The organism is Caballeronia sp. GAWG1-5s-s (assembly GCF_023631445.1).
Taxonomy (GTDB): Bacteria; Pseudomonadota; Gammaproteobacteria; order Burkholderiales; family Burkholderiaceae; genus Caballeronia.
Genome location: NZ_JALQDC010000028.1, coordinates 224,576 through 248,716 on the forward strand (window position 1 = coordinate 224,576; position 24,141 = coordinate 248,716).

The following is a 24,141-nucleotide window of genomic DNA, read 5'->3' on the forward strand; positions in this document are numbered from 1 at the left end:
TGCTTAGATGCCGAGTTCGGTACGCACGGACTTCCAGTTCTCACGCGTCATCAGCTTGCCCGTGGTTTGCGTGTCGGCGGGCGGCTGCTTGCCGCTGCGAATCCAGTCGACGAGATTCTGCGCGCTTTGCTTGCCGTGGTTCGTGGAGCTCACCGCGATGGTGCCGAAGAAGCCCGTCTGTTCCTTCTTCTGGAACTCGGCGAACGCTTCGCCCGCGCCGTTGATGCCCACGCCGATCACATCCGCCGAAGGAATATGCAGCTGTTCCGTGGCGCGCACGCCGCCCAGCACGGACTCTTCGTTCAGCGCGAAGATCACCCACTTCTTGATGTTCGGATGCTGCGCGAGCACCGGCGATGCCGCGTTGAAGCCGCCTTCATCGTCCGTGGTTTTCTGCGGCGCGTCGAAGATGTTTTCCTTCTTGAAGCCGTTCGCGACGAGCGACTGCGTGGCGCCATCGGTGCGCAGCTTCGCCGTCGGAAGTTCGTAGTCCGTAATACGCAGCGCTCCGACTTCTTCCGGCTTCCAGCCGCGGCGCTTCATTTCGCCGGCAATGGCGTCGCCGACCTGATTGCCGATCTTGAACGCCGACATGCCAAGGTGCGGCACGTTCGAAAGCGGCTTGCCCGACGAATCGACGAGTTGGTCATCGACCGAAACGAACTTCATGTTGTAGCGCTTCGCGCGCGCGGCGATGGCCGGTCCCAGGCGCACGTCAGGCGCGCAGATCACGAAGCCCTGCGCGCCTTGCGCGCCGAGGTTGTCGATGGCGGCGAGCACTTTCTCGCCATCCGGCGTGCCGATGTTCACCGACGTGAAGTTCTCTTTCTGTCCGAGTGCGGTCGATGCCTTCTGCTCGTTGATGAACCATGCCTGCTCCGGCATCTTCACGAGGAAGCCGATCTTGAGCGGCTCGTCGGCTTGCGCCGCGCCGTGAAGCGCGAAAGGCGCGACGCACATCGCGGCCATGATGGCGCGCAAGGTCAGGCGGCGAATTTGTTGGTTCATGACGTGTCTCCTTGGTCTGGCTTTTGTTGGTGAATGTCGTTTGATTTAGCGGCCGAATGGCTCGGTTTCTACGTGTTTGCCTAACAAAAATGCGTCCGCGACGAGCCTGAGCGGACGCACGTCCACATCGCTCTCGCCCCGCTCGATCAGTTCGCGGAATCGCTCATACAGCGCCGGATACTCGCGCTCCGGTCCGAGCGAAACGGCTTCGCCCGCGATCGACAGGCGCTTGCCGCCCTCGCGGATCGACAGGCGGCCGCCGTCCGTATCGACGTCGATGTCCCACTCCTCGACCGGGCCATGACGCCAGTCGAACGACGCGCGCACCGGCGCACCGTTCGTATCGATGCAATCGAGCTCGGCGGCGATGGGCGTTGCGGTATCGTGCGGAATGGTGAGCGTCGCCGCGCGCAATGCGATCTCGCGCGGAAGGATGCGCGTGACGATGGAAAGCGCGTTGATGCCCGGATCGAACACGCCGAGGCCGCCCGGTTCCCAGATCCATTGCTGGCCCGGATGCCAGCGTCGCACGTCTTCTTTCCAGCGTATTTCGACCGCGCGCACCGCGCCCGCTTCTTTCGATGCAAGCCACGCACGCGCCGGTTCGACCGCGCTCGCGGCGCGCGAATGCCAGCTTGCGAAGAGCGTGCGGCCATGCGTTTGCGCGATGTCGCGCAATGCCTCGACTTCGCTCACGCTCGCGCCCGGCGGCTTCTCGAGCATTACATGCTTGCCCGCTTCGAGCGCGGCGCGTGCCTGCGCAAAGCGCACTTGCGGCGGCGCGCAGAGCGACACCGCATCGAGCGACGGCTCGGCGGCGAGCAACGCGTCGAGGTCCGCGTAGTTGCGCACGCCGTCGACGCTCGCGTTGCGGCTCGCGCATGCGACGAGTTCGAAGCCGGGCTGCGCGGCAATGGCGGGAAGATGCTGGTCGCGCGCGATCTTGCCGATCCCCGCGACGGCGAGTTTGTATGCCGATGTCATGCGTATCCTCGTGGTCAATGCGAGTGGCGTGGCACCGCTGCTCCGCGCTTGCCGACGAGGAAGTCCAGGTCGCAACCTTCGTCTGCCTGAAGAACGTGATCGACGTAGAGGCGCTGATAACCGCCATCGCCATGCACGCGCGGCGGCACGTGACCGCTCATGCGGCTCGCCAGCTCTTCGTCGCTGATGTCGAGATGCAGCGTGCCCGCATCGCAGTCGAGCTCGATCCAGTCGCCGTCGCGCACGGCGGCTAGCGGACCACCCGCCGCCGCTTCCGGCGCGACGTGCAGCACCACGGTGCCGTATGCGGTGCCGCTCATGCGTGCATCGGAAATACGGACCATGTCCTTCACGCCCTGACGCAACAGCTTAGGCGGCAAGCCCATGTTGCCGACTTCGGCCATGCCGGGGTAACCCTTCGGCCCGCAGTTCTTCATCACGAGCACGCAGTCCTTGTCGACATCGAGCGATTCGTCGACGATGCGCTCTTTATAGTGTTCGAGGTTCTCGAACACGACCGCGCGTCCCCGATGCTTGAGCAGCTCGGGCGTCGCTGCCGACGGTTTGAGCACCGCGCCGCGCGGTGCGAGGTTGCCGCGCAACACGCGAATGCCGCCGTCCGCGATCAGCGGGTTGCTCAGTTCGCGGATCACTTCATCGTTCGTATTGGGCGCGTTCTTCACGTTCTCCCAAAGCGATTTGCCGTTCACCGTCAATGCGTCAGGATGCGGCAACAGGTTCGCTTCGCCGAGGCGTCTCAGTACGGCGGGCAACCCGCCCGCGTAATAGAACTCTTCCATCAGGAAGCGGCCCGAGGGCATCAAGTCGACGATGGTCGGCGTGTCGCGACCGATGCGCGTCCAGTCTTCCAGTTCGAGCGGCACGCCGATACGGCCTGCAATCGCCTTCAGGTGAATGACCGCGTTCGTCGAGCCGCCGATAGCTGCGTTCGTGCGGATCGCGTTCTCGAATGCTTCGCGGGTCAGAATCTTCGACAACGTGAGGCCTTCGAGCGCCATCTCCACGATGCGAATGCCCGACATGTGCGCGAGCACGTAGCGGCGCGCATCGACGGCCGGGATCGCCGCGTTGTGCGGAAGCGAGGTGCCGAGCGCCTCGGCCATGCAGGCCATCGTGGAAGCGGTGCCCATCGTGTTGCAGGTGCCCGCCGAACGCGACATGCCGCCTTCCGCCGAAAGGAACTGATGCAGGTCGATCTCGCCTGCCTTCAGCGATTCATGCAGTTGCCATACGGCCGTGCCCGAGCCGATGTCCTTGCCGTTGAGCTTGCCGTTCAACATCGGCCCGCCCGTGACGACGATAGCCGGCACGTCGCAACTCGCCGCGCCCATCAAGAGCGCGGGCGTGGTCTTGTCGCAGCCGGTCAGCAGCACGACCGCATCGATCGGATTGCCGCGAATGGCTTCTTCCACGTCCATCGCCGCGAGATTGCGCGTAAGCATCGCGGTCGGGCGAAGATTCGATTCGCCATTGGAAAACACGGGGAATTCCACGGGAAAGCCGCCCGCCTCGTACACGCCGCGCTTCACGTGTTCGGCGATCTTGCGGAAGTGGGCATTGCACGGCGTGAGCTCGGACCATGTATTGCAGATGCCGATGACCGGCCTGCCGTCGAACTCGTGATCGGGAATCCCTTGATTCTTCATCCAGCTTCGGTACATGAAGCCGTTCTTGTCGGCGGTGCCGAACCATTCTTGGGAGCGCAGCTTGGGCTTCGATGCCGACATGTGTTTCGTCCTGGTTCATAACGCGATTGCCGCGAAGTCTATGAGGGCGCGTGATAATCTACTAATGAATTGTTCGACGCCACCGATACCCGAAACGGCATTCGTAGAAACCCCTAAAAATGTTGCTGAATTCGACCCCTTGGTACATCCGCAGCCGGCTCAAGACGCGGCAGTTGATGCTCGTCGTCGCCCTCGTGGAGGAAGGCAACATTCATCGCGCGGCGGCCGTGCTTCATATGACGCAACCAGCCGCGTCGAAGCTCTTGCGCGAACTGGAAGAAACGCTCGGCGTGACGCTATTCGAGCGTGAACCGCGCGGCATGCGCGCCACGCTGTACGGCGAAGCCATCGTCCGTCACGCGCGCGCGGTGCTGGGCAGCCTCGATCAGGCGCAGGAAGAACTCGTCGCGTTGAAGACCGGTCGGCTCGGGCATGTGGCGATCGGCGCGATCACGTCGCCGGGCGTGCGGCTCTTGCCCGCCGCTGTCGCTTCAGTCAAGCGGCAGCACGCGGATATCCGCATCTCGGTCGAGATCGATACCAGCAACGTGCTGCTCGAGCGCCTCGCGCAGGACAAGTTGGATATCGTCATCGGAAGGCTTTCAGTCGAACACGACAAGCTGCGGCTTCGTTACGAACCGCTGACGGGCGAACCGGTGCGCGCGCTCGTGCGTGCCGGTCATCCGTTGCTGAATGCGCCGGCATTGACGCTCGCCGACGTCCAGCCGTGCGAATGGCTCGTGCCGCCGGCGGGCAGCGTATTGCGGCATCGCTTCGAATTGATGTTTCAGCGCGCGAGTCTGCCGCCACCGTCGAACGTGGTCGAGACCGCCGCGATTCTTTTCATCACGCGCCTCTTGGAACAAAGCGACATGATCGCGGTGCTCGCGGAAGACGTGGCGCTTTACTATGCGCAGCACGGCATGGCCGCGGTGCTCCCCTTGCCGATGGAATGCCAGATGGACGACTTCGGCATCGTCACGCGCGCCGACCGTCTCTTTGCGCCCGCCACGAGCGTGATGGTCGATGCGCTGCGCGCCACTGCCGCCGACGTGTACGAGAGCGCATCGCGCTAGGGCTTCGTCGTTCCGTCTGCCAGCGCTGTCACGATCGCATAGGCGGCGCGCACGCGATCCGCATTCGGTATGTTCTTGTTGCCCAGCATGACGATGCCCACATGCTTCGCCGGAACGAACGCGACGTACGCGCCGAAGCCGTTGGTCGAGCCGGTCTTGTTGATCCAGACGTCGCCGCGCGGCGCTTGCGGCGGATCGATGCGCTCGGCGGCGTAGCCATCGACGATCATCGAGGGGCCGTTGCCATCGAGCAAGGCGGTCAGCGGCGCGGGATACGGATACTGTTCCCAGACGAGGTCTTGCGTCATCGGTCCCGACTGGAAGTACGCCGTATGCGTGGCCGTGATCGCGCGCTGCAGCGTGGCGTCGATATGCGCGGCGTCATTCATGTTGGCTTGCAGGAAGCGCGTCATGTCCTGCGCCGTCGATCGCACGCCGTACGCTTCGGACGAAAGCACGCCCGGATTCATGCGCACGGGCTTGCCGTCCTTGGCATAACCTTCGGCATAGTCGCCCATGCGAGCGCGTGGCACCTGCATATAAGTATTGCTCATGCCCAGCTTCGCAAAGATGCGTTGCTCGATGAGCGTGTCGAAATCCTGCCCCATGCTTTTTGCCGTGATCAGGCCGAGCGTGCCGATGCCCGGATTCGAATATGTCCTGTAAGTACTCGGCGCATGGCGCGGTTTCCAGCCCTTGAAGTACTGCATGAGTTGCGCGTTGTCGTGGACTTCATCGGGCACTTGCAAGGGCAAGCCGCCCGGCGTGTGCGTGCCGAGATTTAGCAGCGTCACGTCGTCGCCGAACGCGCTGCCGCGCAACTCGGGCAAGTACTTGCCAACCGGATCGCTCAGTGAGAGATGCCCGGTCTCCTCTGCATACGATGCCAGCGTCGCGGTGAACGTCTTGCTGATCGAGCCGAGTTCGAACAAGGTGTCGCGCGTAACGGGCGTGCCGCTTTCCTTGGAAGCCACGCCGTAATCGAAGACATAAGGCTTGCCTTGCACGACGATGCCTATTGCCATGCCCGCGATGCCGTCGCGCGCCATCAAGGGCATGATGGTCTCGTCGACGATGTGCTTGACGTCATCACGGCTCATGCTTGCCGGCTGACTGAAGACGGATAACGAGCACGTGGAAAGGAGAGCCGCTGCGAACAGTGTTCTGAGTTTCATTGTTCAAGTCCTTCGGTTTTTAGACGGGAGCTTACTGAAGCTGTCGGTCAAAAGCGGCGCGCTGTGGCGAGACTATCCGCCCTTTCTGCGTCCGCCACAATCCAGCGCGATTTGCCGCAGCGTCATACCTCCCTCTCACCGCAAGCACGCATCGAAACATAAATTGATAGCACGCTAACGAATAAAACAATCGCTATAATCCCGGCCCATGACTTCCATTGATCTCCTGCGTCGGTCGGTCAGTAGCACGCTCGTGCTGGCAGCACGCCGCTGGCGGCGTACGAGCCACGGCGTGCTCGCTTCGTATGGCGTATCGGAGGCGTGCGCGGTGCCGTTGCTCACCGCGAACCGGCTCGGCGAAGCGGTGCGGCAGGTCACGCTCGCGGAGCACGTCGGCATCGAAGGGCCGTCGCTCGTCAGACTGCTGGATCAATTATGCGCGGCGGGCCTCGTGCGGCGCGACGAAGATCCGGAGGACAAGCGCGCCAAGACCATCACGTTGACGGACGAAGGTCGCGCCGTGACCGCGCGCATGGAAGCGCGGCTCGTATCGCTGCGCGCCCGCTTGCTCGAGGACGTAAGCCGCGAAGATCTGGAAACGACGCTGCGCGTGCTCAACGCATTCGCGGCTTCTCATGCGTCGCTCGATGCACAGGCAGTCACGGCGGCGCTCGCAAGCAACAAGAGCCGGGCCGACGCGCCATGAAGTTCGCATCCGCACGCGAGTGGCTCTTCTCGGCCAAGACCTTCGCCGCCGCGATGATCGCGCTCTACATCGGCCTCGCGCTGGAATTGCCGCGTCCTTATTGGGCGATGGCCACCGTCTATATCGTCTCCAACCCGTTCGTCGGCGCGACGCGCTCCAAGGCGCTGTATCGCGCGCTCGGCACCGCAATCGGCGCGGCGGGCGCGGTCGTGATCGTGCCGCCCTTCGTGGAATCGCCGTTTCTATTCAGCGTGATTGTCGCGCTGTGGACAGGCACGCTGCTCTTTCTCTCGATGTTCGACCGCACCGCGCGCAGCTACGTCTTCCTGCTCGCGGGCTATACGCTGCCGATGATCGCGCTGCCCGCCGTGACGAATCCACCGGCTGTCTTCGATCTCGCCATCTCGCGCACCGAAGAGATTCTGCTCGGCATCGTGGTGGCGAGCATCGTGGGCAGCGTGGTGTTTCCGAGCCGTCTCGCGCCCACGCTCGTCGAACGTACCGATGCCTGGTTTCGCGATGCCGCGTTCTACGCGAGCGAAACGCTCTCGGGCCGGCTCGCGGGTGCCGCGATATCCGCGTCGCGGCAGCGGCTCGCTGCGACCGTCAACGGCCTCGAAGTGCTGTTGAGTCAGCTTACGTACGATCACGCGCGGCCCGATATCGTCCGGCGTGCGCGCGCGTTGCAGGGCCGCATGCAGATATTTCTACCGCTGATTTCATCGTTGGCCGATCCGCTCATCGAACTGGTCGACAAGCGTGGCACGCATCCGCCGGGACTCAAAGCGTTGCTCGCGGACGTGGGCAAGTGGATGTCGCTCCCCGCGCCGCAGATTCACGACGCCGCCGAGTCCGATCGCGAGCCGAACGCGTTGCGCGAACGCATTGCAGCGATGCGGCCATCGGCGCAGGCGCTCGCGAGCGAAGACGGCGCGTTGCTTTCGAGCGCGCTGTGGCGTCTTTCGCAAGTCATCGACGTATGGCAGGACATTCGCGCGCTGCGCGCCGCGATGCTGCATGACGAACACGAGTGGCGTCCGCGCTTTCGGCACTGGCGGCTCGGCGGCACCGAGCGCTTCTTCGATCGCGGCATGATGCTGTTTTCGACGGGCGTCGCGGTCAGCGCGATCATCGTCGCGTGCGCGTTGTGGATCGAATCGGGCTGGGCCGACGGCGCGGGCGCGGTCACGCTCGCCGCCGTCGCGTGCTGCTTCTTCGCGGCGCTCGACGAACCCGCGCCGCAAGTGTTCGTCTTCTTTCTTGCCACGTGCATGAGCGTGGTGTTCGCAGGACTCTACGTGTTCGCGGTGCTGCCGCACGTGCATGACTTCCCGATGCTCGTCGTCATCTTCGCGGGCCCGTTCCTCGTCGTCGGCACGTTGATTCCTCAGCCGCGCTTCACGCTCATCACCATGCTCGTCGCGGTGAATACGGCCACGTTCATCAGCATTCAGAGCGCGTACGAAGCGGACTTCTTCGTCTTTCTCAACAGCAATCTCGCGGGCGTCGCCGGGCTTTTGTTCGCGTTCGTGTGGACGCGGGTGACGCGGCCCTTCGGCTCGGAACTCGCGGTCGCGCGGCTCACGCGCTCGGCATGGCGCGATATCGTCGCGTGCTCTTCGACGGCGACGCTCGACGATCAGCGCAATCTCTACTCGCGCATGCTCGACCGCCTGATGCAAGTGCTGCCGCGCCAGGCGTCGACGGACTCGCACCGGCATCCGTCCATCGAGAGCTTCCGCGATTTTCGCGTCGCGCTGAATTCGCTCGATCTGCGGCGCGCGCATCGCAAGCTCGCGTCGGACGTTCAGGCGTCGATCGACGAGGTGCTCGCAGGCGTGCGCGATTACTTCGGGCACTGCATCGAGCGGCGCGAGCGTCAGCCGGTGCCGTCGACGCTCGTGCGCTCGATCGACCGCGCCGTCGCGCAAGTCGCGGCGCACACCATCGCGGAGGCGGAAAAGCACGGGCAGGCGGCATTGCCGGGGGAACGATTGTTGCGCGACACGCTGCATGCGCTCATCGGCGTGCGCTTGTCGCTGCATCCGCCCGCAACGGATGCGCAGGCAACCGCGCGTGGCGACGCGCCACGGGAAGAACCCGCCTGATGCTCACTCCATTCACATCACCGGACTCGCTCGCATGATCGGCGAAATCGACATTCTCGGCGTCTTCGTGCCGGCCGTTCTCGTGCTGATGTTCGTCGCGTATCTGCTGAACCTCGTGATCCGCACCGTGCTCACGCGCGTAGGCTTTTATCGCTTCGTGTGGCATCGCTCCGTTTTCGATCTCGGCATCTATGTACTGGTGCTGGGGCTTGTCGTTATCGTTTCGCATCGGCTCATCACGTGAAAAAAACCTGGTTCTCCGTCGGGCAGATCCTGCTCACGCTCATCGTCGTCGCCATTGCAGCCGTCGTGTTGTGGAAGCTGGTCGATTACTACATGTTCGCGCCGTGGACACGCGATGGCCACGTGCGCGCCGACGTCATCCAGGTCGCGCCCGACGTGTCCGGCCTCATCACCGATGTAAAGGTCGTGGATAACCAGCAGGTGAAGCGCGGCGACGTGCTCTTCGTCATCGATCGCGCGCGCTACACGCTCGCGCTGCGCAATGCCGAAGCCGCCGCGCAACAACGCCGCGCAACGCTCGATCAGGCGCGGCGCGAGGACGCGCGCAATCGCTCGCTCGGCAACCTCGTGGCGCGCGAAGTGGTCGAGGAAACGCATTCGCGCGTGGAGCAGGCCACAGCCGCGCTCGCCGATGCCGAAGTCGCCATCGACACCGCGCGCCTCAACTTGCAACGCACTCAAATCCTGAGTCCGGTGGACGGCTATCTCAACGATCGCGCCCCGCGCATCGGCGAGTTCGTCTCGGCGGGACGCGCGGTGCTGTCCGTCGTCGATATGCACTCTTTCCGCGTCGATGGCTACTTCGAAGAGACGAAGCTGCACGGCATCGATATCGGGCAACCGGTCGATATCAAGGTGATGGGCGAGCCGAACCTGTTGCGCGGACACGTGCAGAGCATCGTCGCGGCCATCGAGGATCGCGACCGTCAACAGAGCTCGAGCCTGCTGCCGAACGTGAACCCCGCCTTCAGCTGGGTGCGGCTCGCGCAGCGCATTCCGGTGCGCGTGACGCTCGATGAAATTCCCGCCGACTTTCGCATGATCGCCGGGCGCACGGCCACCGTCTCAGTGCGTGGCGTCGGTCCCAGCATCGGATCGCGCGCCGCGTCGGGCAACATGCCCGCGTCCGCGACGGCGCCGGCATCGCCGGTCGCCGCGCATGTGCCGGCTTCGGGTGCATCGCAATGAAGCGCACGGCACGCATGAGAAGCCCGCGCCTCGGCCTGACGCTGCTCGCGTCGATGCTCGTGCTCGGCGGCTGCATCACGGTCGGCCCGGACTACAAGCTGCCCGAAGGCGCAGCGGTCAATACGCCGTACGCGAACGCGCCCATCGACGGCGCGGATCAGGCGCCCGTCACGCAAGGCACGGCGCCTTCGAAATGGTGGCGTCTCTACGACGATCCCGCGCTCGACGAGCTCGTGAGCGAAGCGTTGATCTCTAACGCGGACATTCGCGTCGCTGCCGCGAACCTTGCGCGTTCGCGTGCCGAAGTCGAATTCGCCAACCGGCAAGGCGGCTTTTCGAGCCGCAGTTCCGTCGCGTTCCAGCGGGCGCAGGAATCGGCGGAACAGTACTTGTTGACCGAGAAGCTGCCGGTCGTGAATGAAGGCGCGCTGGAACTGAGCGTGTCGTATGAATTCGATCTCTTCGGCAAGCTGAAGCGCGGCGTGGAAGCCGCCCGCGCCGACGACGAAGCGGTGGAAGCCGCTGTCGATCTCGCGCGCATCACGGTGGTGGCCGATGTCGTGCGCGCGTATGTCGAATCGTGTTCGGCGGCGGAAGAACTGCGCATCGCGCAGAAGTCGTTAGCACTCCAGAGGGAACGCGTGCGACTCACGCAGCGTCTGCGCGAAGCGGGCCGCAGCAATCAGTCCGAAGTCACGCGCGGCCAGACGCAATCCGAGACGCTCGCGGCCGATATTCCGCGCTTCGTCGCGCGCCGCCGCGTGGCGCAGTATCGGCTGGCGATGCTGCTCGCGCGCGCGCCGTCCGCGTTGCCCCCCGCCGCGCTCGCGTGCGACAAGCTGCCGAAGCTGCGCGAGCCGATCCCTGTCGGCGACGGCGCGTCGCTCTTGAAGCGCCGTCCCGATGTGCGGCAAGCCGAGCGGCAACTGGCGGCATCGACCGCGCGCATCGGCGTGGCGACTGCGGCGCTGTATCCATCGGTGAGCTTCGGCGCGTCGGTCGGTTCCGTGGGCGTGGCCGAAGACTTGCTCGGCGCGACGACGAATCGCTGGGCGTTCGGGCCGCTCATCAACTGGACCTTTCCGATCAACGGGCAACGCGCTCGCGTGGTGCAGGCCGAAGCCGCATCCGGCGGCGCGCTCGCGCACTTCGACGGCGTGGTGCTCAATGCGCTGCGCGAAACGCAAAGCAGTCTCGCGACGTATGCGTCCGATGCGACGCGTGCCGACAATCTGCGCACCGCGTACCGGTCGGCGGTGGAATCGGCGGATGAAACGCATCGGCTATATACGGCCGGGCGCGAGTCGTTCGTCGCCGATCTCGATGCCACGCGCACATTGACGAGCGTCGCCGCGCAGGTGGCGGCGGCCGAGAGCCAGGTCGCGCAGGATCAGGTGAATCTGTTCCTCGCGCTCGGCGGCGGCTGGGAACGCGACGAAGACGTGGCGAACGCGCAGCGCAAGTAGTCGCCCGAGCTTATCCGGCGAGCCCATCCGCCGGCTGCTTCGGCAAGCGCGCTCGGAAGATAGCAAGCCTGCCTTCGCGAGGATAACCATTCGAGAAGTTCAACTCGTGCAGATGCGAGTCCGCGATATACAAGTATCCGTTCGCAATGGCAAAGCCATCGGCCCATGAAAGTTGCGGATGCTTGCCGACGAAGGTTTTCTGCGCGAGCGCCGGCTTGCCGTCACGCTCCATAACATCGAACGCAACGACGGTGCGGTTCTCCAGATCGCCGCCGTACAGCACGCCTGCGCCGCTCATGATGAGCCCGCCGGTCTCGGCGCCATCGCCGAGATATTGCACGCGCTCTGAGAGCTCTTGCGCGGAGAGCGATGCATCGATGAGCGCGGCTGTCGGCACGCGCCAGTAATGGTGATCCGTCAACGGCCGGTAATACAGCCACTCGCGATCCGGCGACAGCGCGATGCCATCAGTTTGCAGCACGAGCACGCCGCCATCCAGCTTGCGCGCAATGCGATCGCCGAACATCAGATGCTGGTTCGGGTCCGCGACGCTCGACCGGTCGCCCGCCAGCACGAGCCGCGATTCGCCGGTATCAAGCTTCGTCACGACGACGCCGCCTTGATTGCCCGCATTGCTGATAAACGCGTACCCGTGCTTATGATCGATGCGGATATCGTTGAGCGAGTCTTTCGGTGTGACGATCTTGCCGTAGTCGAACCGGCGCACGATCTTGCGCGTGGCGAGATCGAACTCGATCAGCTTCGGCGGCTGACGTGTCTGATCGACAGACGTGAGCGATGAGTCCAGCGCCCACAGATGGTCGCGCTCATCGACCCACAACGCCTGCACCGATATCCATTGATTCGAGCCGTCATCGTCGGGCTTATAGACGTTCCAGCTTTCGTCGGGAAAAGGCGTCAGCGCGCCGGTCTTCGTATCGACTTCGACCATGCTGTAGCGCGACCGTTTGACCGATGCCGGCGCCGTGGCGAACACGCGCCCCTGCCGCGAGACGCCGATGCCGACGAGCCTGAAGTCATCGCCGAACGTGGCCACGGTTTCGAGGCGCGGTTCGCCTTCGGCCGCTTCGCTCGCGGGCAGACCGGCGCTCAGGACACCGGCCAGGCCCGCGCCTAAAGATGCAAGAACGTGCCGCCGCATGCGCTGCCGGGAATCGTTGTGGCTCATTGCGCGTCCCTCGCCTCGCCGCTCCTCGCTTATGGTTTTGTAAGCGATTAAAAAACGGTGGTTCACTGATGCTAGGTACGCGGCAAACGCCTGTCAAGCTGGCGTGCTCGTCGCAGGCCAGCTTCGATGCCTGGCTTACTGCGACATTGCGCCGGACGCGGGATGGTCCTTGCTCATCGCATCGTGCTTCTTCATCTTGTCTTTGCTCATCGAGTCTTTCTTCATGCTGTCGTGGGACATGGCGTCCTTGCTCATCGAATCGTGCGACATCGCATCGTTGGACATCGCGCCGCTCGCCTGCGCACAAGCTGCCGATGCACCGATTGCCAATGCCGCCGCGAACACTGCCGTCATCACTCGTTTCATTTCACTTCTCCTTGTTGGACCTGCGGACCTGCGTTGAGAACCTGCTCCGGCCGCGCCGGATTCGAAAGCACGGCGATCATGAACCGCCGAACCAGTTGTAGCCCTGATCGACCCAATAGCCGCCGGGATACGTGTTGGTGACGAAGATTTCGACGATATGCTTCGGATTCTTGTAGCCGAGCTTCGTCGGCATGCGCAGCTTCATCGGATAGCCGTATTTCGCGGGCAAACGCTCGCCGTCATACTCGAACGTGAGCAGCGTCTGCGGATGAAGCGCGGTGGGCATGTCGATGCTTTCGTAGTAGTCGTCGGCGCAGCGAAAGCCGACGTACTTCGCAGTCGTGTCCGCGCCGACGCGCCGCAAAAATTCGCGGAACGGCGTGCCGCCCCAGCGCCCTATCGCGCTCCAGCCTTCCACGCAGATATGCCGCGTGATCTGCTCGGCGTGAGGCAACGCGTAGAGCTCCGGCAGCGTCCAGACGCGCTGGCCCGTCACGAGACCGCTCACCTTCAGCCGGTAGTCCGCGCCATTCACATGAGGCACGTCGTCGATGCCGTAGTACGCATTGAACGGAAAAGGCCGTGTGATCTGCGCCTCGCTGTACGTGGGCGCGAGACGCGTCGGGTCGAACAGCAACGCCTGCACGCGATCGTTCAGGCGCGAGACGGCGCCGAGAAACGTAGTGACGGAGTCTTCGTCGGTGATCGAGCAACCGGTCAGAAGCGATAGCCCGCCGAGCGTGAGCATGCGCTTGCCGAAGAGCCGTCGCGACGGCATGGCGAGCTCGCGCGTGGCATCGGCGAGCACGGATGCGCGGTCGAGCGTGGCGATCTTGTTACCGTGAGTCTTCATGGCGTGGGCTCCCTTCGATCAACGACCGCGCAGCATGGTAAGCAGCGAACGCGGCACGAGCGCGACCATCACGAGGTGCACGGCCACGAATGCCGCCATGACCGCCATCGCGCAGAAGTGAACGACGCGCGCGTTGTCGTAGCCGCCCATCAGTTCACGCAACAACGGAAACTGCACGGACTTCCAGATGGCAAGACCGGACAGCACGAGCACGATGAGATCGAGCACGACCACGAGGTACGCGAGCTTCTGCACCGCGTTGTACTCGCGCGGATTCTCGTGCGAGAGCTTGCCGCGCAGCGCCGCAACGAGGTCATGCATGACCGCGCGGGGCGATAACGGAAAGAACTTCGAGAAGATGCGTCCGCTCGCGACATTCAGCGCGAGATACACGAGTCCGTTGAAGACGAGCAGCCACATCGCGGCGAAGTGCCACTGGAGCGCGCCGCCGAGCCAGCCGCCGAGCGTGATGGAAGGCGGAATGACGATGCGCGCGAACACCGGCGAGGCGTCGTAGATGCGCCAGCCCGAGAACATCATGATGAGCGCGGCCACGGCGTTGAGCCAATGCGTGATGCGCAGCCACAGCGGATGAACCGGATGCTTGCGTTGCAGGCTATCGGGCGGGGCGTCGAGTGTCGTGTCCATGATCGTGGCCGATAAGGGTGATGTACTCGTGAATTCGCTCGCCGCGTCGGCGCGGTTACAGGGCGCATCGAGAAAATTTTTCGATGCGGTTTGCCGCTGCGCTGTAACCGCGCGCGCTTCGCAAGCGAACTAACGTACGCAAGCAACGACCCGCCCCCAACGACGCATGCGATGAAAACGATTGGCGCAAAGGCAGCCGGCATTGCCGCTCGCCGTGGCTTCGGCTATTCTGAAACGCTCGATCTAAAACGCGATCGGGCTTACGCCGCGCTTGCTGTTTGCATCGCGCCGCGTTCGCTCGCATCGTCCTTCCGTCGCCTTGCCTTCACGGGACTCGCCTTGCATGACGCGGAACATCGCCTGAAGACGCTCCTTTGCTCCGGCCTCGAAGGCGACCAGAACGCCTATCGCGGTTTTCTGCAGACGCTGACGCGGCATCTGCGCGGCTATTTGCGCAAGCGCATTCCGCAGCATCGCGACGACGTGGAAGACCTCGTGCAGGAGATCTTGCTGGCAGTGCACAATGCACGTCACACCTATCGCATGGAAGAACCGCTTACTGCATGGATTCATGCCATCGCGCGCTACAAGCTGATGGACTTCTTTCGCGCGCGATCGCGTCACGAGTCGCTCAACGATCCCCTAGGCGATCACGACGATCTCTTTGCCGTCACCGACGACGAACCGACCCAAGCGCGTCACGACCTCGGCAAGCTCCTGGAGCAACTGCCGGACAAGCAGCGGCTGCCGATCGTGCACGTCAAGCTGGAAGGGTTGTCGGTCGCGCAGACCGCGCAACTCACGGGGCTCTCGGAATCCGCCGTGAAAGTGGGCGTGCATCGCGGACTCAAGGCGCTTGCCGCGCGCATTCGCGGCTTCAGAAGCGAGGAATCCGATGCGAACCGATGATCTGATCGATCTGCTCGCAGCCGGCGATGTGCGTGTCGATCGCGCGGCCGTCGCCCGCCGTTTCGCGCAGGCGCTGCCGCTCGGATTCATCGGCTCGGTGCTGCTGATGCTCGTGGTCTACGGACTGCGCCGCGATCTGGCGAGCGTCGCGCAGACATCGCTCTTCTGGGCCAAGCTCGCGTTTCCGCTTTGCGTCGCGGTCGGCGCGCTGATTGCCGTGATGCGGTTGGGTCGCCCGGGCGCGCGCGGCGGTGTCGCGTGGCCGATCATCATGCTGCCGTTTATCGCCGTGTGGCTGGCGGGCGCGCTCGTGCTCGGTCAGGCGACGCCCGCTGAACGCTTGCCGCTCGTGCTCGGGCAGTCATGGCGCACGTGTCCGTTCAATATCGTGCTGCTGTCCGTGCCGACGTTTCCCGCAGCGTTTGTCGCCGCGAGGAGCCTCGCGCCCACTGATCTGCGCGCGACGGGCGCGGTGGCCGGCCTGCTGTCGAGCGGGCTCGCGACCATCGCCTATTGCCTGCATTGTCCGGAGATGAGCCCCGCGTTCTGGAGCGTGTGGTATGCCATCGGCATGCTGTTGCCGGCCGGCGTCGGCGCATGGCTCGGGCCGCGCGTGCTGCGCTGGTAGCGCTAGCTCGCGCGGCGGACTCTTGCGCGACGCTTGGTTGCGCCGAGCATGGTGAGCACCGGGCGCGCCGCGCCTTCGAGCAAGTCGCGCCGCGGGTTGACCCGCGCCAGCACGCGCAAGCCCATCAGCGAAGCGAGCAAAGCCTTGGCGATATCGTCGGCCGATAAGGTAGCAGCGATGGTCCCGTCGTCCTGTCCCGCGCGCACGCAGCGCATGAAGAAGCCTTCGATCTCCTTCAGCACCGCGCTCAACACGCGATGAATCTGACGGTCGTGCGGCGCGAGTTCGAGCGCCGAATTGACGACGAGACAGCCCTTGCGATGCGGATCGCGCACCGACAGTTCGATGATCTCGTCGAAGAACGCGAGAATCGCATCGCGCGGCGGCAGATGATGCTCGAAGCGCCGCACGCGGTCGCGAAAGCCGTGCTCCACGTAGCGTTTCAGCGCGCGTTCGAAGAGCGCGCGCTTGTCGCCGAAAGCGTTGTAGAGACTGGCCGACGTGACGCCCATCGTGCTCGCGAGATCGCGCACGGAAGTCGCTTCATATCCGCGCGACCAGAATTGAGCGGTGGCCGCATCGAGCGCGGCTTCCTCGTCGAATTCACGCGGACGCGGCATGATCGAGCTTCTCCTTCAAGCCGTCTTCGGATAATTCGACGGGAACAACGCGCGGCGCGTCTCTTCGTCGTTGACCGTCTTGAACGCGTGCTGCTTGTTCAATGCGCGAGCGCGCGCGACGGCAGGGCGCGCGTCGATGGCGGCGAACCAACGCTGCAACTCGGGATACGCGGCAAGCGGCGCTTCGGTCGTCTTGAACACACGCGACGCACGGTCGATCCAGCCCCACGCGGACATATCGGCAATGGTGAAGCTATCGCCGACGATGTACTCCCGACCTGCGAGCCGATCGTTCAGCACCTGATAGTGCCGGTCCGCTTCACGCCGATAGCGGTTCACCGCATAGTCGAGCCCTTCGGGCGCCGCATGCTGGAAATGCACGGCCTGGCCGGAGAACGGCCCGAGACCCGTGGCGATGAACATCAGCCACGACAGAAGCTGCGGCCGGTCTTCCGGCGCGCCGAGGAACTGGCCGGTCTTCTCCGCGAGATAAAGAAGGATGGCGGTCGAGTCGAACACGACGGCTTCCTTGCCGCCCGGGCCTTCCGTATCGACGATGGCGGGTACCTTGCCGTTCGGGTTGATCGCGCGGAATGCGGGCGTATGCTGCTCGCCTTTGCTGGTGTCTACTGGCTTCAGTTCATAAGGCACGCCCGCTTCTTCGAGAAACAGCGCGACTTTTGCGGGATTCGGCGTGGGATGGAAGTAGAAGTGGATCATGCGAGCGCGCTCCGGTTTGGCAGGCGATCATTTTAGATCGCTCGCTCCAAAACGCGCAACGACGCCTGCTTCTCTCACGCGCAGAGCTTGCGCACGACCGACTCGATATCGACTTCACCCTTGACGATGTCTTCGCTATGTTCTTCGAAGTCGATCCACCCTTCATTGAAGCCGTCGAGCATGCGGATGCGGGGCATCGGATTCTTCATGCCCTGCTGCTCGAACATGTCGCGCCAACTCTCGCGCGGCACGGCTTGCGCGGTGACCGGCTTGCCGAGCACGGCCGAGAACGCCGCAGCGATATCGCGCGGGCTGACGCGTTGCGGGCCTTCGAGTTCGATCACCCGCGTGCCGTGCGAGTCGTCCATAAGCAACCGCGCGGCCGTTCTGCCGACGTCCTCGGTAGCAACCATCGGAATCGCGCGGTCCAGCGGTTGCAGGAACGAATGAACGACACCTTCTTCGCGGGCCGATTGCACGTCCCATTCGCTGTTCTCCATGAACCAGCCGGGGCGCAGAAAGGTCACGGGTATCGGCTGCGCGATGAGCGCGTCTTGCAGCAACGTATGCTGCGTGAGCAGGTTCGTTTCTGTCGCCTGCGCGCCGATGGTCGACAGGCACACGATCTTGCGCGGCTTTGCACGCCGCACCGCCGTGACGACGGCTTCAATGACTTCGCGCGTTTCCGGAAAGCCAGGCGACGGATCGAACTGCGGCGGCAGCAGAATGAACACGCCGTGCGCGCCTTCGAACGCTTGCGCCAGCGCGTTCGAATCGTTCATGCGCGCGTTCACGACCTCGCAGCCACGCGCCGCCCACGGCTCGCCCTTCTTTGCATCGCGCACGACCGCGCGAACGCTTTGTCCCGCTTGCAGCAGCGCATCGGCGAGCGCGCCGCCCACTTGTCCGCTGATACCCGTGATGGCGTACATGTTTGCTTCCTCCTTGCGAATCGGTTGATGTCTTCTCTTCGACGACTCGCATGGTAGGCGGCGGCCCGCGCGGGTGAAATGCCGTGCGCGTCATTACATTGATAACGCGGCAGCACCAATGAAAAAGCCCCGCTCGCAAAAAGGGCCGCAAAACAAGGCCGCGAACGGGGCTTCGACACTACGAGAACGACGCGTGCTTCAGGTCACCGGCGCCGGATTGAACAGCACGAGCGCGTTGCGCAGCTTGAGCTTCTCGGCGCGCGTCTGCTTGCGCCCGCTCGCGACATCGAGCATCAGACGGAACAATTCCCAGCCCACGTCCGCGATGCTCGCCTCACCCGTCGCGATGGTCCCGGCATTCACGTCCATCAGGTCATGCCAGCGGCGCGCGAGATCCGAGCGCGTCGCGACCTTGATGACCGGCACTTCCGCGAGACTGTACGGCGTGCCGCGCCCCGTGGTGAAGACATGCAGATTGATGCCCGCGGCCAGTTGCAGCGTGCCGCAGATGAAGTCGCTCGCGGGCGTCGCCGCGTAGATCAAGCCCTTTTGCTTGACCTTCTCGCCCGGCGACAGCACGCCCGAAATGGTGGAACTGCCCGACTTGACGATGGACCCCATCGCCTTCTCGACGATGTTCGACAGCCCGCCCTTCTTGTTGCCGGGCGTCGTGTTCGCGCTGCGGTCCGCGCCGCCGCGCTTCAGATAATCGTCGTACCACTTCATCTCGCGGATGATGGCCGCGGCCACTTCGCCATTCGCCGCGCGCGCCGTGAGTTGCGCGACGCCGTCGCGCACTTCGGTCACTTCCGAGAACATCACGGTCGCGCCCGCGCGCACGAGCAAGTCCGTCGCGAAGCCGACCGCCGGATTCGCGGTGAGACCCGAGAACGCATCGCTGCCGCCGCATTGCACGCCGACGACCAGATCCGATGCCGGACATGTCTCGCGGCGACGATTGTTGAGCCGCTTCAGATGCGTTTCGGCCATGAGCATGATGGAATCGATCATCGACTGAAAGCCGACGTGTCCCTCGTCCTGCAGCACCACCGCGCCGCCGTTCGCCTCGCTTTCCATGTCGCCGATATCGGCAATGGCGTCGTCGAGCGCGGCGGCCGCGATCGGTATGGTGCCGGGCGGCATCAGGCGTTCGGGCTGGAGCTTTTCGCAGCCGAGGCTCACCATCATCACTTCGCCGCCGAAGTTCGGGTTCAGCGCGATGTTGCGCACGGTGCGGATCGGCACCATCGCGTCCGGCGCTTCGATGGCGACGCCGCAGCCGTAGGTGTGGCCGAGGCTCACCACATCATCGACATTCGGGTAGCGCGGCAGCAGTTCCGCCTTGATGCGATCGACCGCGTGCTGCACGACGTCCGCGACGCACTGCACGGTGGTCGTGATCGCGAGGATGTTGCGCGTGCCCACGCTGCCGTCCGCATTGCGATACCCCTCGAACGTGAAGCCTTCGAGCGGCGACGTGTCGGGCGCCTTGATGGTCGCGACGGGCAGATCGTCGAGTTCGGGCGGCGTCGGCATGCGCAACAGGTGCTCGTTGATCCAGCTACCTTTGGGCAGATCCTTCAGCGCATAGCCGATGACCACGTTGTAGCGGATCACGGCATCGCCTTCCGCGAGATCGGTGAGGGCCACCTTGTGACCTTGCGGCACCCGTTCGCGCAGCACGAGCCCATCGGCGAACGTCGCGCCTTCGCCGAGCCCTCCGTCGTTCACGACGATCGCCACGTTGTCTTCGGGGTGCACGCGTATATAGAGCGGCGGCTGATTCATTTTTGATGATCCCTGATGCATGACGGCCCGCGCCGTCTTGGAGTTATGTCATCCTACAACACATTGTCTCGGTTTGGCTCGGTGTATACCCGCGAAATAGTCGGCGTCACGGTACATCAGTTGCCGACAGCGCGGGCATGTTGTACGATGACCTATAAGCGCTGCATTCGCCTGACGCTGCCAAACGAGACATAGATCATGACGACACCGCAAGAACTCAAGCAAATCGTATCCGAGGGCCTGCTCTCTTTCCCCGTGACTGACTTCGACGCCCAAGGCAACTTTCGCGCCGATACATACGCGGAACGTCTCGAATGGCTCGCGCCGTACGGTGCGTCGGCGCTGTTCGTCGCGGGCGGCACGGGCGAGTTCTTCTCGCTGACGCAGCCTGAATATTCGCAGATCGTGCGCACGGCCACCGAAGTCTGCAAAGGCAAGGTGCCGATTCTCGCGGGCGCGGGCGGCCCGACGCGCACGGCCATCGCTTTCGCGCAGGAAGCCGAGAAGAACGGCGCGCAAGGCATTCTGCTGATGCCGCACTATCTGACGGAAGCCTCCCAGGAAGGCATCGCGGCGCACGCCGAACAAGTGTGCAAGGCCGTGCCGAACCTGGGCGTCATCATCTATAACCGCGCGAATTCGAAGCTCAACGCCGACATGCTGGAGCGTCTCGCGGATCGCTGCCCCAACCTCATCGGCTTCAAGGACGGTGTCGGCGAGATCGAAGCGATGGTGACGATTCGCCGCCGCCTCGGCGACCGCTTCTCGTACCTCGGCGGCCTGCCGACCGCAGAAGTCTACGCGGCGGCGTACAAGGCGCTGGGCGTGCCGGTGTACTCGTCGGCGGTGTTCAACTTCATCCCGAAGACGGCGATGCAGTTCTACCGCGCGATCGCGGCCAACGACCACGAGACCACCGGCAAGCTGATCGACGAATTCTTCCTGCCGTATCTGGCCATTCGCAATCGTCGGCCGGGCTATGCCGTGAGTATCGTGAAGGCCGGCGCGAAGCTCGTCGGACACGATGCCGGTCCGGTGCGCGCGCCGCTCACCGATCTGACCGATGAAGAAATGAGCCAGCTCGATGCATTGATCAAGAAGCTCGGCGCGCAGTAACTCGCGTTCGCTTCGACAACACGCCCCGAGCGCCGGATCTTGCTGCGGCGCTCGGGGCGTTTCAACTGGCGCTCAGGAAGCCGCGACAATGCGCAACTCGACTGCATCGCCACCGGAGGCGATCTCGAGCAGACGATCCACATTGGGATGCGCGCCCGGACGATTGCGCGCGTCCGCCGTATGTTCTGCGAATACGAGCAACCCGTGCTCGGCGGCCGGCGCGTTCAGCGTGCCGAACGTCTCTTTCAGGTAGTGATAGACCGCGAGCGAGCCTTGTTTGCCCGGCTTGTTCTCGATGCTCGCGACGACATCGCCTTTCGCATCGATCAAATCGATACGCTCGATGCCTTCGATCGAAGGCAGTTGCGCGAGGTTGTCCTTGAATACGCTGCTCGGCTGAATCACGAAAGAGGCTCCGTCATGGTCGGTGAATGAGGCGGAGTATCTTAATCGATTCACGCATCAGAAGATGTGCATGAGGCCGACATATGCGCCGGTCTGCGATTCGCCGGCGAGCGGGCTCGTGCTCGTGCTGGCGTCCGAGTTACGCGGCGTCGCGAATACGGAGAACGTGCCGTTCGCGCTGTTGCGCACATAGGCCACGGTGCCGTAGACGAACGTGCGCTTCGTGAAGTTATACGTGGTGCCGAGCGAATACAGCATGGCGTGACTCGCGGGATCGTGCGAGGCGTCGCCCGCGCCCTCGCCTACATGAACATAAAAGCCCGCTGCGGTGACGGCCCATTGCGGCGTCGCCTGATACGTCGCGCCGAGCCAGTAATGGTCCGCGCTATCGGCGATGCCTGCTGGCGTATCGGGCGCCGCGTAGTGCGTATAGGCGGCCTGGATCTTGAACTTGTCGACCTTCAGGTTAGCGCCGACGAAGTATTCCCGCGACGACGCGAAGATATTGCTCATGCGCCCATTCTGGTCGCGCAACTCGTCGTAGATGCCGCGTACATCGAGAAGCGGCGAATGATACGTGAGCATGATGCCTTCGGAGCGCCCGAACTCGCCCGGCGCGCCGCTGTTGAATGCACCGGGTTGATTGCCGAACGCATACTGGCCCTGAACATCGAAGCCATGAAATACGGGGCTATGGTATTCGACGTTATTGCTCGTCTGCTGCCAGTTGCGTCCGCGCACGAGCGATGCCGAGGACACCGCTTCCTGCACCATCGGATCGAACTCCCAGACGCCGTCACTGTCGATGAAAAGATTGCGGCCTGCCTGAATCTGGCCCCAGGTTTTCGAATTGATGCCCACATAGGCGCGCCGCGAGAACATGCGGTCGCCGCCCGTTCTGCCGTTCATGATCTGCAGCGCGGTTTCCAGGTTGAAGACGGCGCTCATGCCGCCGCCCAGGTCTTCGACGCCTTTGAGACCGAGCATGCTCGTGCCCCAGTCGCCGCCTTCCGCGCTCCATCGCGTGGCATTGCCGCCTGCGCCGTTGGCAACGTGATTCAGATATTCGATGCCGCCGTCGAGCCGGCCGTATAACGTGACGCTGGATTGGGCGCAGGCGGTGGCGGATGCGAGCAGACTAAACCCCGCCGCGACGGAGAAACGAATGTGGATGGCTTTCATTATTGCGATGCTCCTCGTATTGGGCGTGCCGGAGCGGCGCCGGCGGACCTAGCCGGGAACGTAGCATCATCCGGCGAAGCTTGCAGGACTGCCCTTGGCCGAGGTGACTGCTTGAAGCGCGCGGCGGCGTACCAAGTGCGCGTCGATCAGACTCGCGTCGGTTCCGCCTGAAAGCAAAAACGGGCGATAACGGCTCGAAGCCGTTACCGCCCGAAATTCAACCGATGATGCTCTTATCGTGCTTAGTGCTGTGCGATGGTCGTCTTGTTGCCCGAGCCGCTTTGCGACACGATCGCGACGTTACCCGTGCCGGCTTGCGTGACCGTCGCCGAGTTGGTGCTGCCCGCCTGACCGATCAAACCGAAGTTGCCGTAGCCGGTTTGCGAAGCCGAGATGTAGTTCTCGTCGCCGATCTGAGCAGCCAGCAAGGTCGATTCGAACGAGGCGTCCTGAAGGAGGTGTGCTTCGTTCTTCTTGCCGAATTGCAGCACGCCGGCCTTGTTGCCCGAACCAAAGTTCTGGTCGATCGAGGCAGTCTGGTCATTACCGTTCTGCACGATGCCGGCCTGGTCATTCGCCGAATAATGCTGGTTCACATAAGCGTGGCCGTTGCCGTCGCCGGTTTGCAGAATGGTCGTGGTTTCGTTGGCCGCGCCGATCTGAAGCACGTTGGCCAGATTCACGTTCGCCGAGCCGATCTGGCTGATCGTCGTCGTGTTGTAGCCGCCGTTGCTCGAATCCGTATTGGCGATGGCCGCGCCGGTTTGCTTGATCATCATGTTGTCATGCCACTCGTTCGTCTGCACGACGTGCGAGTCCGTGCCGGAACCCGTGCCTGCCTGATTGATCGCGATGGTGTTGTAACCGCCACCCGTCGTTTCGACCAGTGCCTTGTCCGAGCCGACGGTCTGCGTGATCGACGTCGTGTTACCGACAGTCGTGTCCTGCTTCACGGTCGCCGTCTCGTTCGACGAGGCTTGCGCGCTGCTTTGCTGGATCGTCGTGGTGTTGTAACCGCCGTTTTTCGACTCGACATCCGCGTTCGCGCTGTTGGCGCTTTGCAGAACCGTCACGTTGTCGTAGCTCGACTTCTGCTGGTCGACCTTAGCCGTGTTGCCCGTGCCGAATTGCGAAACGAACGCCTTTTCGCCGGTGGAACCGTCCACTGCGAAAGCCGACGTCGAAGCCAGCGTTGCCAGACCCATAGCGATGATGATTGCCTTGACTTTCATTTTTATAGCCTCGTGGTTTGAGTTTTGAGTGACTTCTTTATTACCGACGGCTGGCAGCCCCTGCTGCCCT

Annotated in this window: 24 protein-coding genes; 9 read left to right on the forward strand and 15 right to left on the reverse strand. The window is 63.6% G+C overall.

Translation table 11 applies throughout. The features are described from left to right. Positions 1-3: 3 nt before the first annotated feature. The 3 genes from NCR34_RS20380 to NCR34_RS20390 are packed head-to-tail and all read right to left on the reverse strand — an operon-like array spanning position 4 to position 3,740. The gene (locus tag NCR34_RS20380) at positions 4-1,008 is read right to left on the reverse strand and encodes an arabinose ABC transporter substrate-binding protein (RefSeq protein WP_206470578.1); all 1,005 of its coding nucleotides are present in this window, start codon (positions 1,006-1,008) and stop codon (positions 4-6) included. Positions 1,009-1,053: 45 nt separating this feature from the next. Further along, positions 1,054-1,992: a Gfo/Idh/MocA family protein gene (locus NCR34_RS20385; RefSeq protein WP_248324397.1), complete on the reverse strand. Its 939-nt coding sequence runs from the start codon at positions 1,990-1,992 to the stop codon at positions 1,054-1,056. 14 nt (positions 1,993-2,006) lie between these two features. After that, positions 2,007-3,740: an IlvD/Edd family dehydratase gene (locus NCR34_RS20390; RefSeq protein ID WP_248324398.1), complete on the reverse strand. Its 1,734-nt coding sequence runs from the start codon at positions 3,738-3,740 to the stop codon at positions 2,007-2,009. A 119-nt stretch (positions 3,741-3,859) separates the two neighbouring features. Here NCR34_RS20390 and NCR34_RS20395 point away from each other — a divergent pair, with 119 nt between their 5' ends. Continuing rightward, positions 3,860-4,816, forward strand: coding sequence for a LysR substrate-binding domain-containing protein (locus tag NCR34_RS20395; RefSeq protein ID WP_175945997.1), 957 nt, complete (start codon positions 3,860-3,862; stop codon positions 4,814-4,816). Here the strand turns inward: NCR34_RS20395 and ampC are convergent. Beyond that, positions 4,813-5,991 carry a class C beta-lactamase gene (gene ampC, locus NCR34_RS20400; protein ID WP_248324399.1) on the reverse strand — a complete coding sequence of 393 codons (1,179 nt, stop codon included), beginning with the start codon at positions 5,989-5,991 and terminating at the stop codon, positions 4,813-4,815. The two genes, NCR34_RS20395 and ampC, sit on opposite strands and share 4 nt — an antisense overlap. A gap of 208 nt (positions 5,992-6,199) precedes the next feature. Here ampC and NCR34_RS20405 point away from each other — a divergent pair, with 208 nt between their 5' ends. The 5 genes from NCR34_RS20405 to NCR34_RS20425 are packed head-to-tail and all read left to right on the forward strand — an operon-like array spanning position 6,200 to position 11,483. Then, entirely contained in the window at positions 6,200-6,697 is a 498-nt protein-coding gene (locus NCR34_RS20405; RefSeq protein ID WP_248324400.1) for a MarR family winged helix-turn-helix transcriptional regulator, read from the forward strand. Continuing rightward, positions 6,694-8,805, forward strand: coding sequence for an FUSC family protein (locus tag NCR34_RS20410; RefSeq protein ID WP_248324401.1), 2,112 nt, complete (start codon positions 6,694-6,696; stop codon positions 8,803-8,805). The genes NCR34_RS20405 and NCR34_RS20410 overlap by 4 nt, the downstream gene beginning before the upstream one ends. Positions 8,806-8,839: 34 nt before the next feature. Beyond that, entirely contained in the window at positions 8,840-9,049 is a 210-nt protein-coding gene (locus NCR34_RS20415; RefSeq protein WP_248324402.1) for a DUF1656 domain-containing protein, read from the forward strand. Next, positions 9,046-10,017, forward strand: a complete 972-nt coding sequence (locus tag NCR34_RS20420; protein WP_248324403.1) for an efflux RND transporter periplasmic adaptor subunit — start codon at positions 9,046-9,048, stop codon at positions 10,015-10,017. Before NCR34_RS20415 ends, NCR34_RS20420 begins: the two co-directional genes overlap by 4 nt. A 14-nt stretch (positions 10,018-10,031) precedes the next feature. Continuing rightward, a complete protein-coding gene (locus tag NCR34_RS20425) occupies positions 10,032-11,483 on the forward strand; it encodes an efflux transporter outer membrane subunit (protein ID WP_250501019.1) in 1,452 nt (483 codons plus the stop codon). Positions 11,484-11,493: 10 nt separating this feature from the next. Here NCR34_RS20425 and NCR34_RS20430 read toward each other — a convergent pair whose 3' ends face one another. From NCR34_RS20430 to NCR34_RS20445, 4 genes are all read right to left on the reverse strand, one after another. Beyond that, a complete protein-coding gene (locus NCR34_RS20430) occupies positions 11,494-12,672 on the reverse strand; it encodes an L-dopachrome tautomerase-related protein (protein WP_248324405.1) in 1,179 nt (392 codons plus the stop codon). Positions 12,673-12,807: 135 nt separating this feature from the next. After that, positions 12,808-13,038, reverse strand: a complete 231-nt coding sequence (locus NCR34_RS20435) for a pentapeptide MXKDX repeat protein (protein ID WP_248324406.1) — start codon at positions 13,036-13,038, stop codon at positions 12,808-12,810. Positions 13,039-13,114: 76 nt separating this feature from the next. Then, positions 13,115-13,891, reverse strand: coding sequence for a molybdopterin-dependent oxidoreductase (locus NCR34_RS20440; RefSeq protein ID WP_248324407.1), 777 nt, complete (start codon positions 13,889-13,891; stop codon positions 13,115-13,117). An 18-nt stretch (positions 13,892-13,909) separates the two neighbouring features. Next, entirely contained in the window at positions 13,910-14,539 is a 630-nt protein-coding gene (locus NCR34_RS20445) for a cytochrome b/b6 domain-containing protein (protein ID WP_248324408.1), read from the reverse strand. 339 nt (positions 14,540-14,878) lie between these two features. Between NCR34_RS20445 and NCR34_RS20450 the strand changes: the two genes are divergently transcribed. Both NCR34_RS20450 and NCR34_RS20455 read left to right on the forward strand, forming a co-directional pair. Then, positions 14,879-15,448, forward strand: coding sequence for a sigma-70 family RNA polymerase sigma factor (locus NCR34_RS20450; protein ID WP_248324808.1), 570 nt, complete (start codon positions 14,879-14,881; stop codon positions 15,446-15,448). Continuing rightward, positions 15,435-16,076, forward strand: a complete 642-nt coding sequence (locus NCR34_RS20455) for a DUF1109 domain-containing protein (RefSeq protein ID WP_248324409.1) — start codon at positions 15,435-15,437, stop codon at positions 16,074-16,076. The genes NCR34_RS20450 and NCR34_RS20455 overlap by 14 nt, the downstream gene beginning before the upstream one ends. A 2-nt stretch (positions 16,077-16,078) precedes the next feature. Here the strand turns inward: NCR34_RS20455 and NCR34_RS20460 are convergent, their stop codons facing one another. From NCR34_RS20460 to garD, 4 genes are all read right to left on the reverse strand, one after another. Then, positions 16,079-16,696 (reverse strand): TetR/AcrR family transcriptional regulator, encoded by a 618-nt coding sequence (locus NCR34_RS20460; RefSeq protein ID WP_248324410.1) that lies wholly within the window; start codon positions 16,694-16,696, stop codon positions 16,079-16,081. A gap of 15 nt (positions 16,697-16,711) precedes the next feature. Beyond that, positions 16,712-17,416, reverse strand: coding sequence for a glutathione S-transferase family protein (locus NCR34_RS20465; RefSeq protein ID WP_206470590.1), 705 nt, complete (start codon positions 17,414-17,416; stop codon positions 16,712-16,714). A gap of 74 nt (positions 17,417-17,490) precedes the next feature. Next, on the reverse strand, positions 17,491-18,348 hold the full coding sequence (locus NCR34_RS20470; RefSeq protein ID WP_248324411.1) for an NmrA family NAD(P)-binding protein: 858 nt from the start codon (positions 18,346-18,348) through the stop codon (positions 17,491-17,493). A gap of 198 nt (positions 18,349-18,546) precedes the next feature. Next, on the reverse strand, positions 18,547-20,136 hold the full coding sequence (gene garD / locus NCR34_RS20475) for a galactarate dehydratase (RefSeq protein WP_248324412.1): 1,590 nt from the start codon (positions 20,134-20,136) through the stop codon (positions 18,547-18,549). Positions 20,137-20,334: 198 nt separating this feature from the next. Here garD and kdgD point away from each other — a divergent pair, with 198 nt between their 5' ends. Then, complete coding sequence (gene kdgD, locus NCR34_RS20480; RefSeq protein WP_175945966.1) at positions 20,335-21,252, forward strand: 5-dehydro-4-deoxyglucarate dehydratase; 918 nt, start codon at positions 20,335-20,337, stop codon at positions 21,250-21,252. Between the two features lie 72 nt (positions 21,253-21,324). Here the strand turns inward: kdgD and NCR34_RS20485 are convergent, their stop codons facing one another. The 3 genes from NCR34_RS20485 to NCR34_RS20495 all read right to left on the reverse strand — a co-directional run bounded on the left by NCR34_RS20485 (position 21,325) and on the right by NCR34_RS20495 (position 24,071). Next, positions 21,325-21,657: a DUF2322 family protein gene (locus NCR34_RS20485; protein WP_248324413.1), complete on the reverse strand. Its 333-nt coding sequence runs from the start codon at positions 21,655-21,657 to the stop codon at positions 21,325-21,327. Between the two features lie 57 nt (positions 21,658-21,714). After that, entirely contained in the window at positions 21,715-22,839 is a 1,125-nt protein-coding gene (locus NCR34_RS20490; RefSeq protein ID WP_248324414.1) for a porin, read from the reverse strand. A gap of 242 nt (positions 22,840-23,081) precedes the next feature. Next, positions 23,082-24,071 carry a hypothetical protein gene (locus tag NCR34_RS20495; protein ID WP_248324415.1) on the reverse strand — a complete coding sequence of 330 codons (990 nt, stop codon included), beginning with the start codon at positions 24,069-24,071 and terminating at the stop codon, positions 23,082-23,084. Between the last annotated feature and the right edge of the window lie 70 nt (positions 24,072-24,141).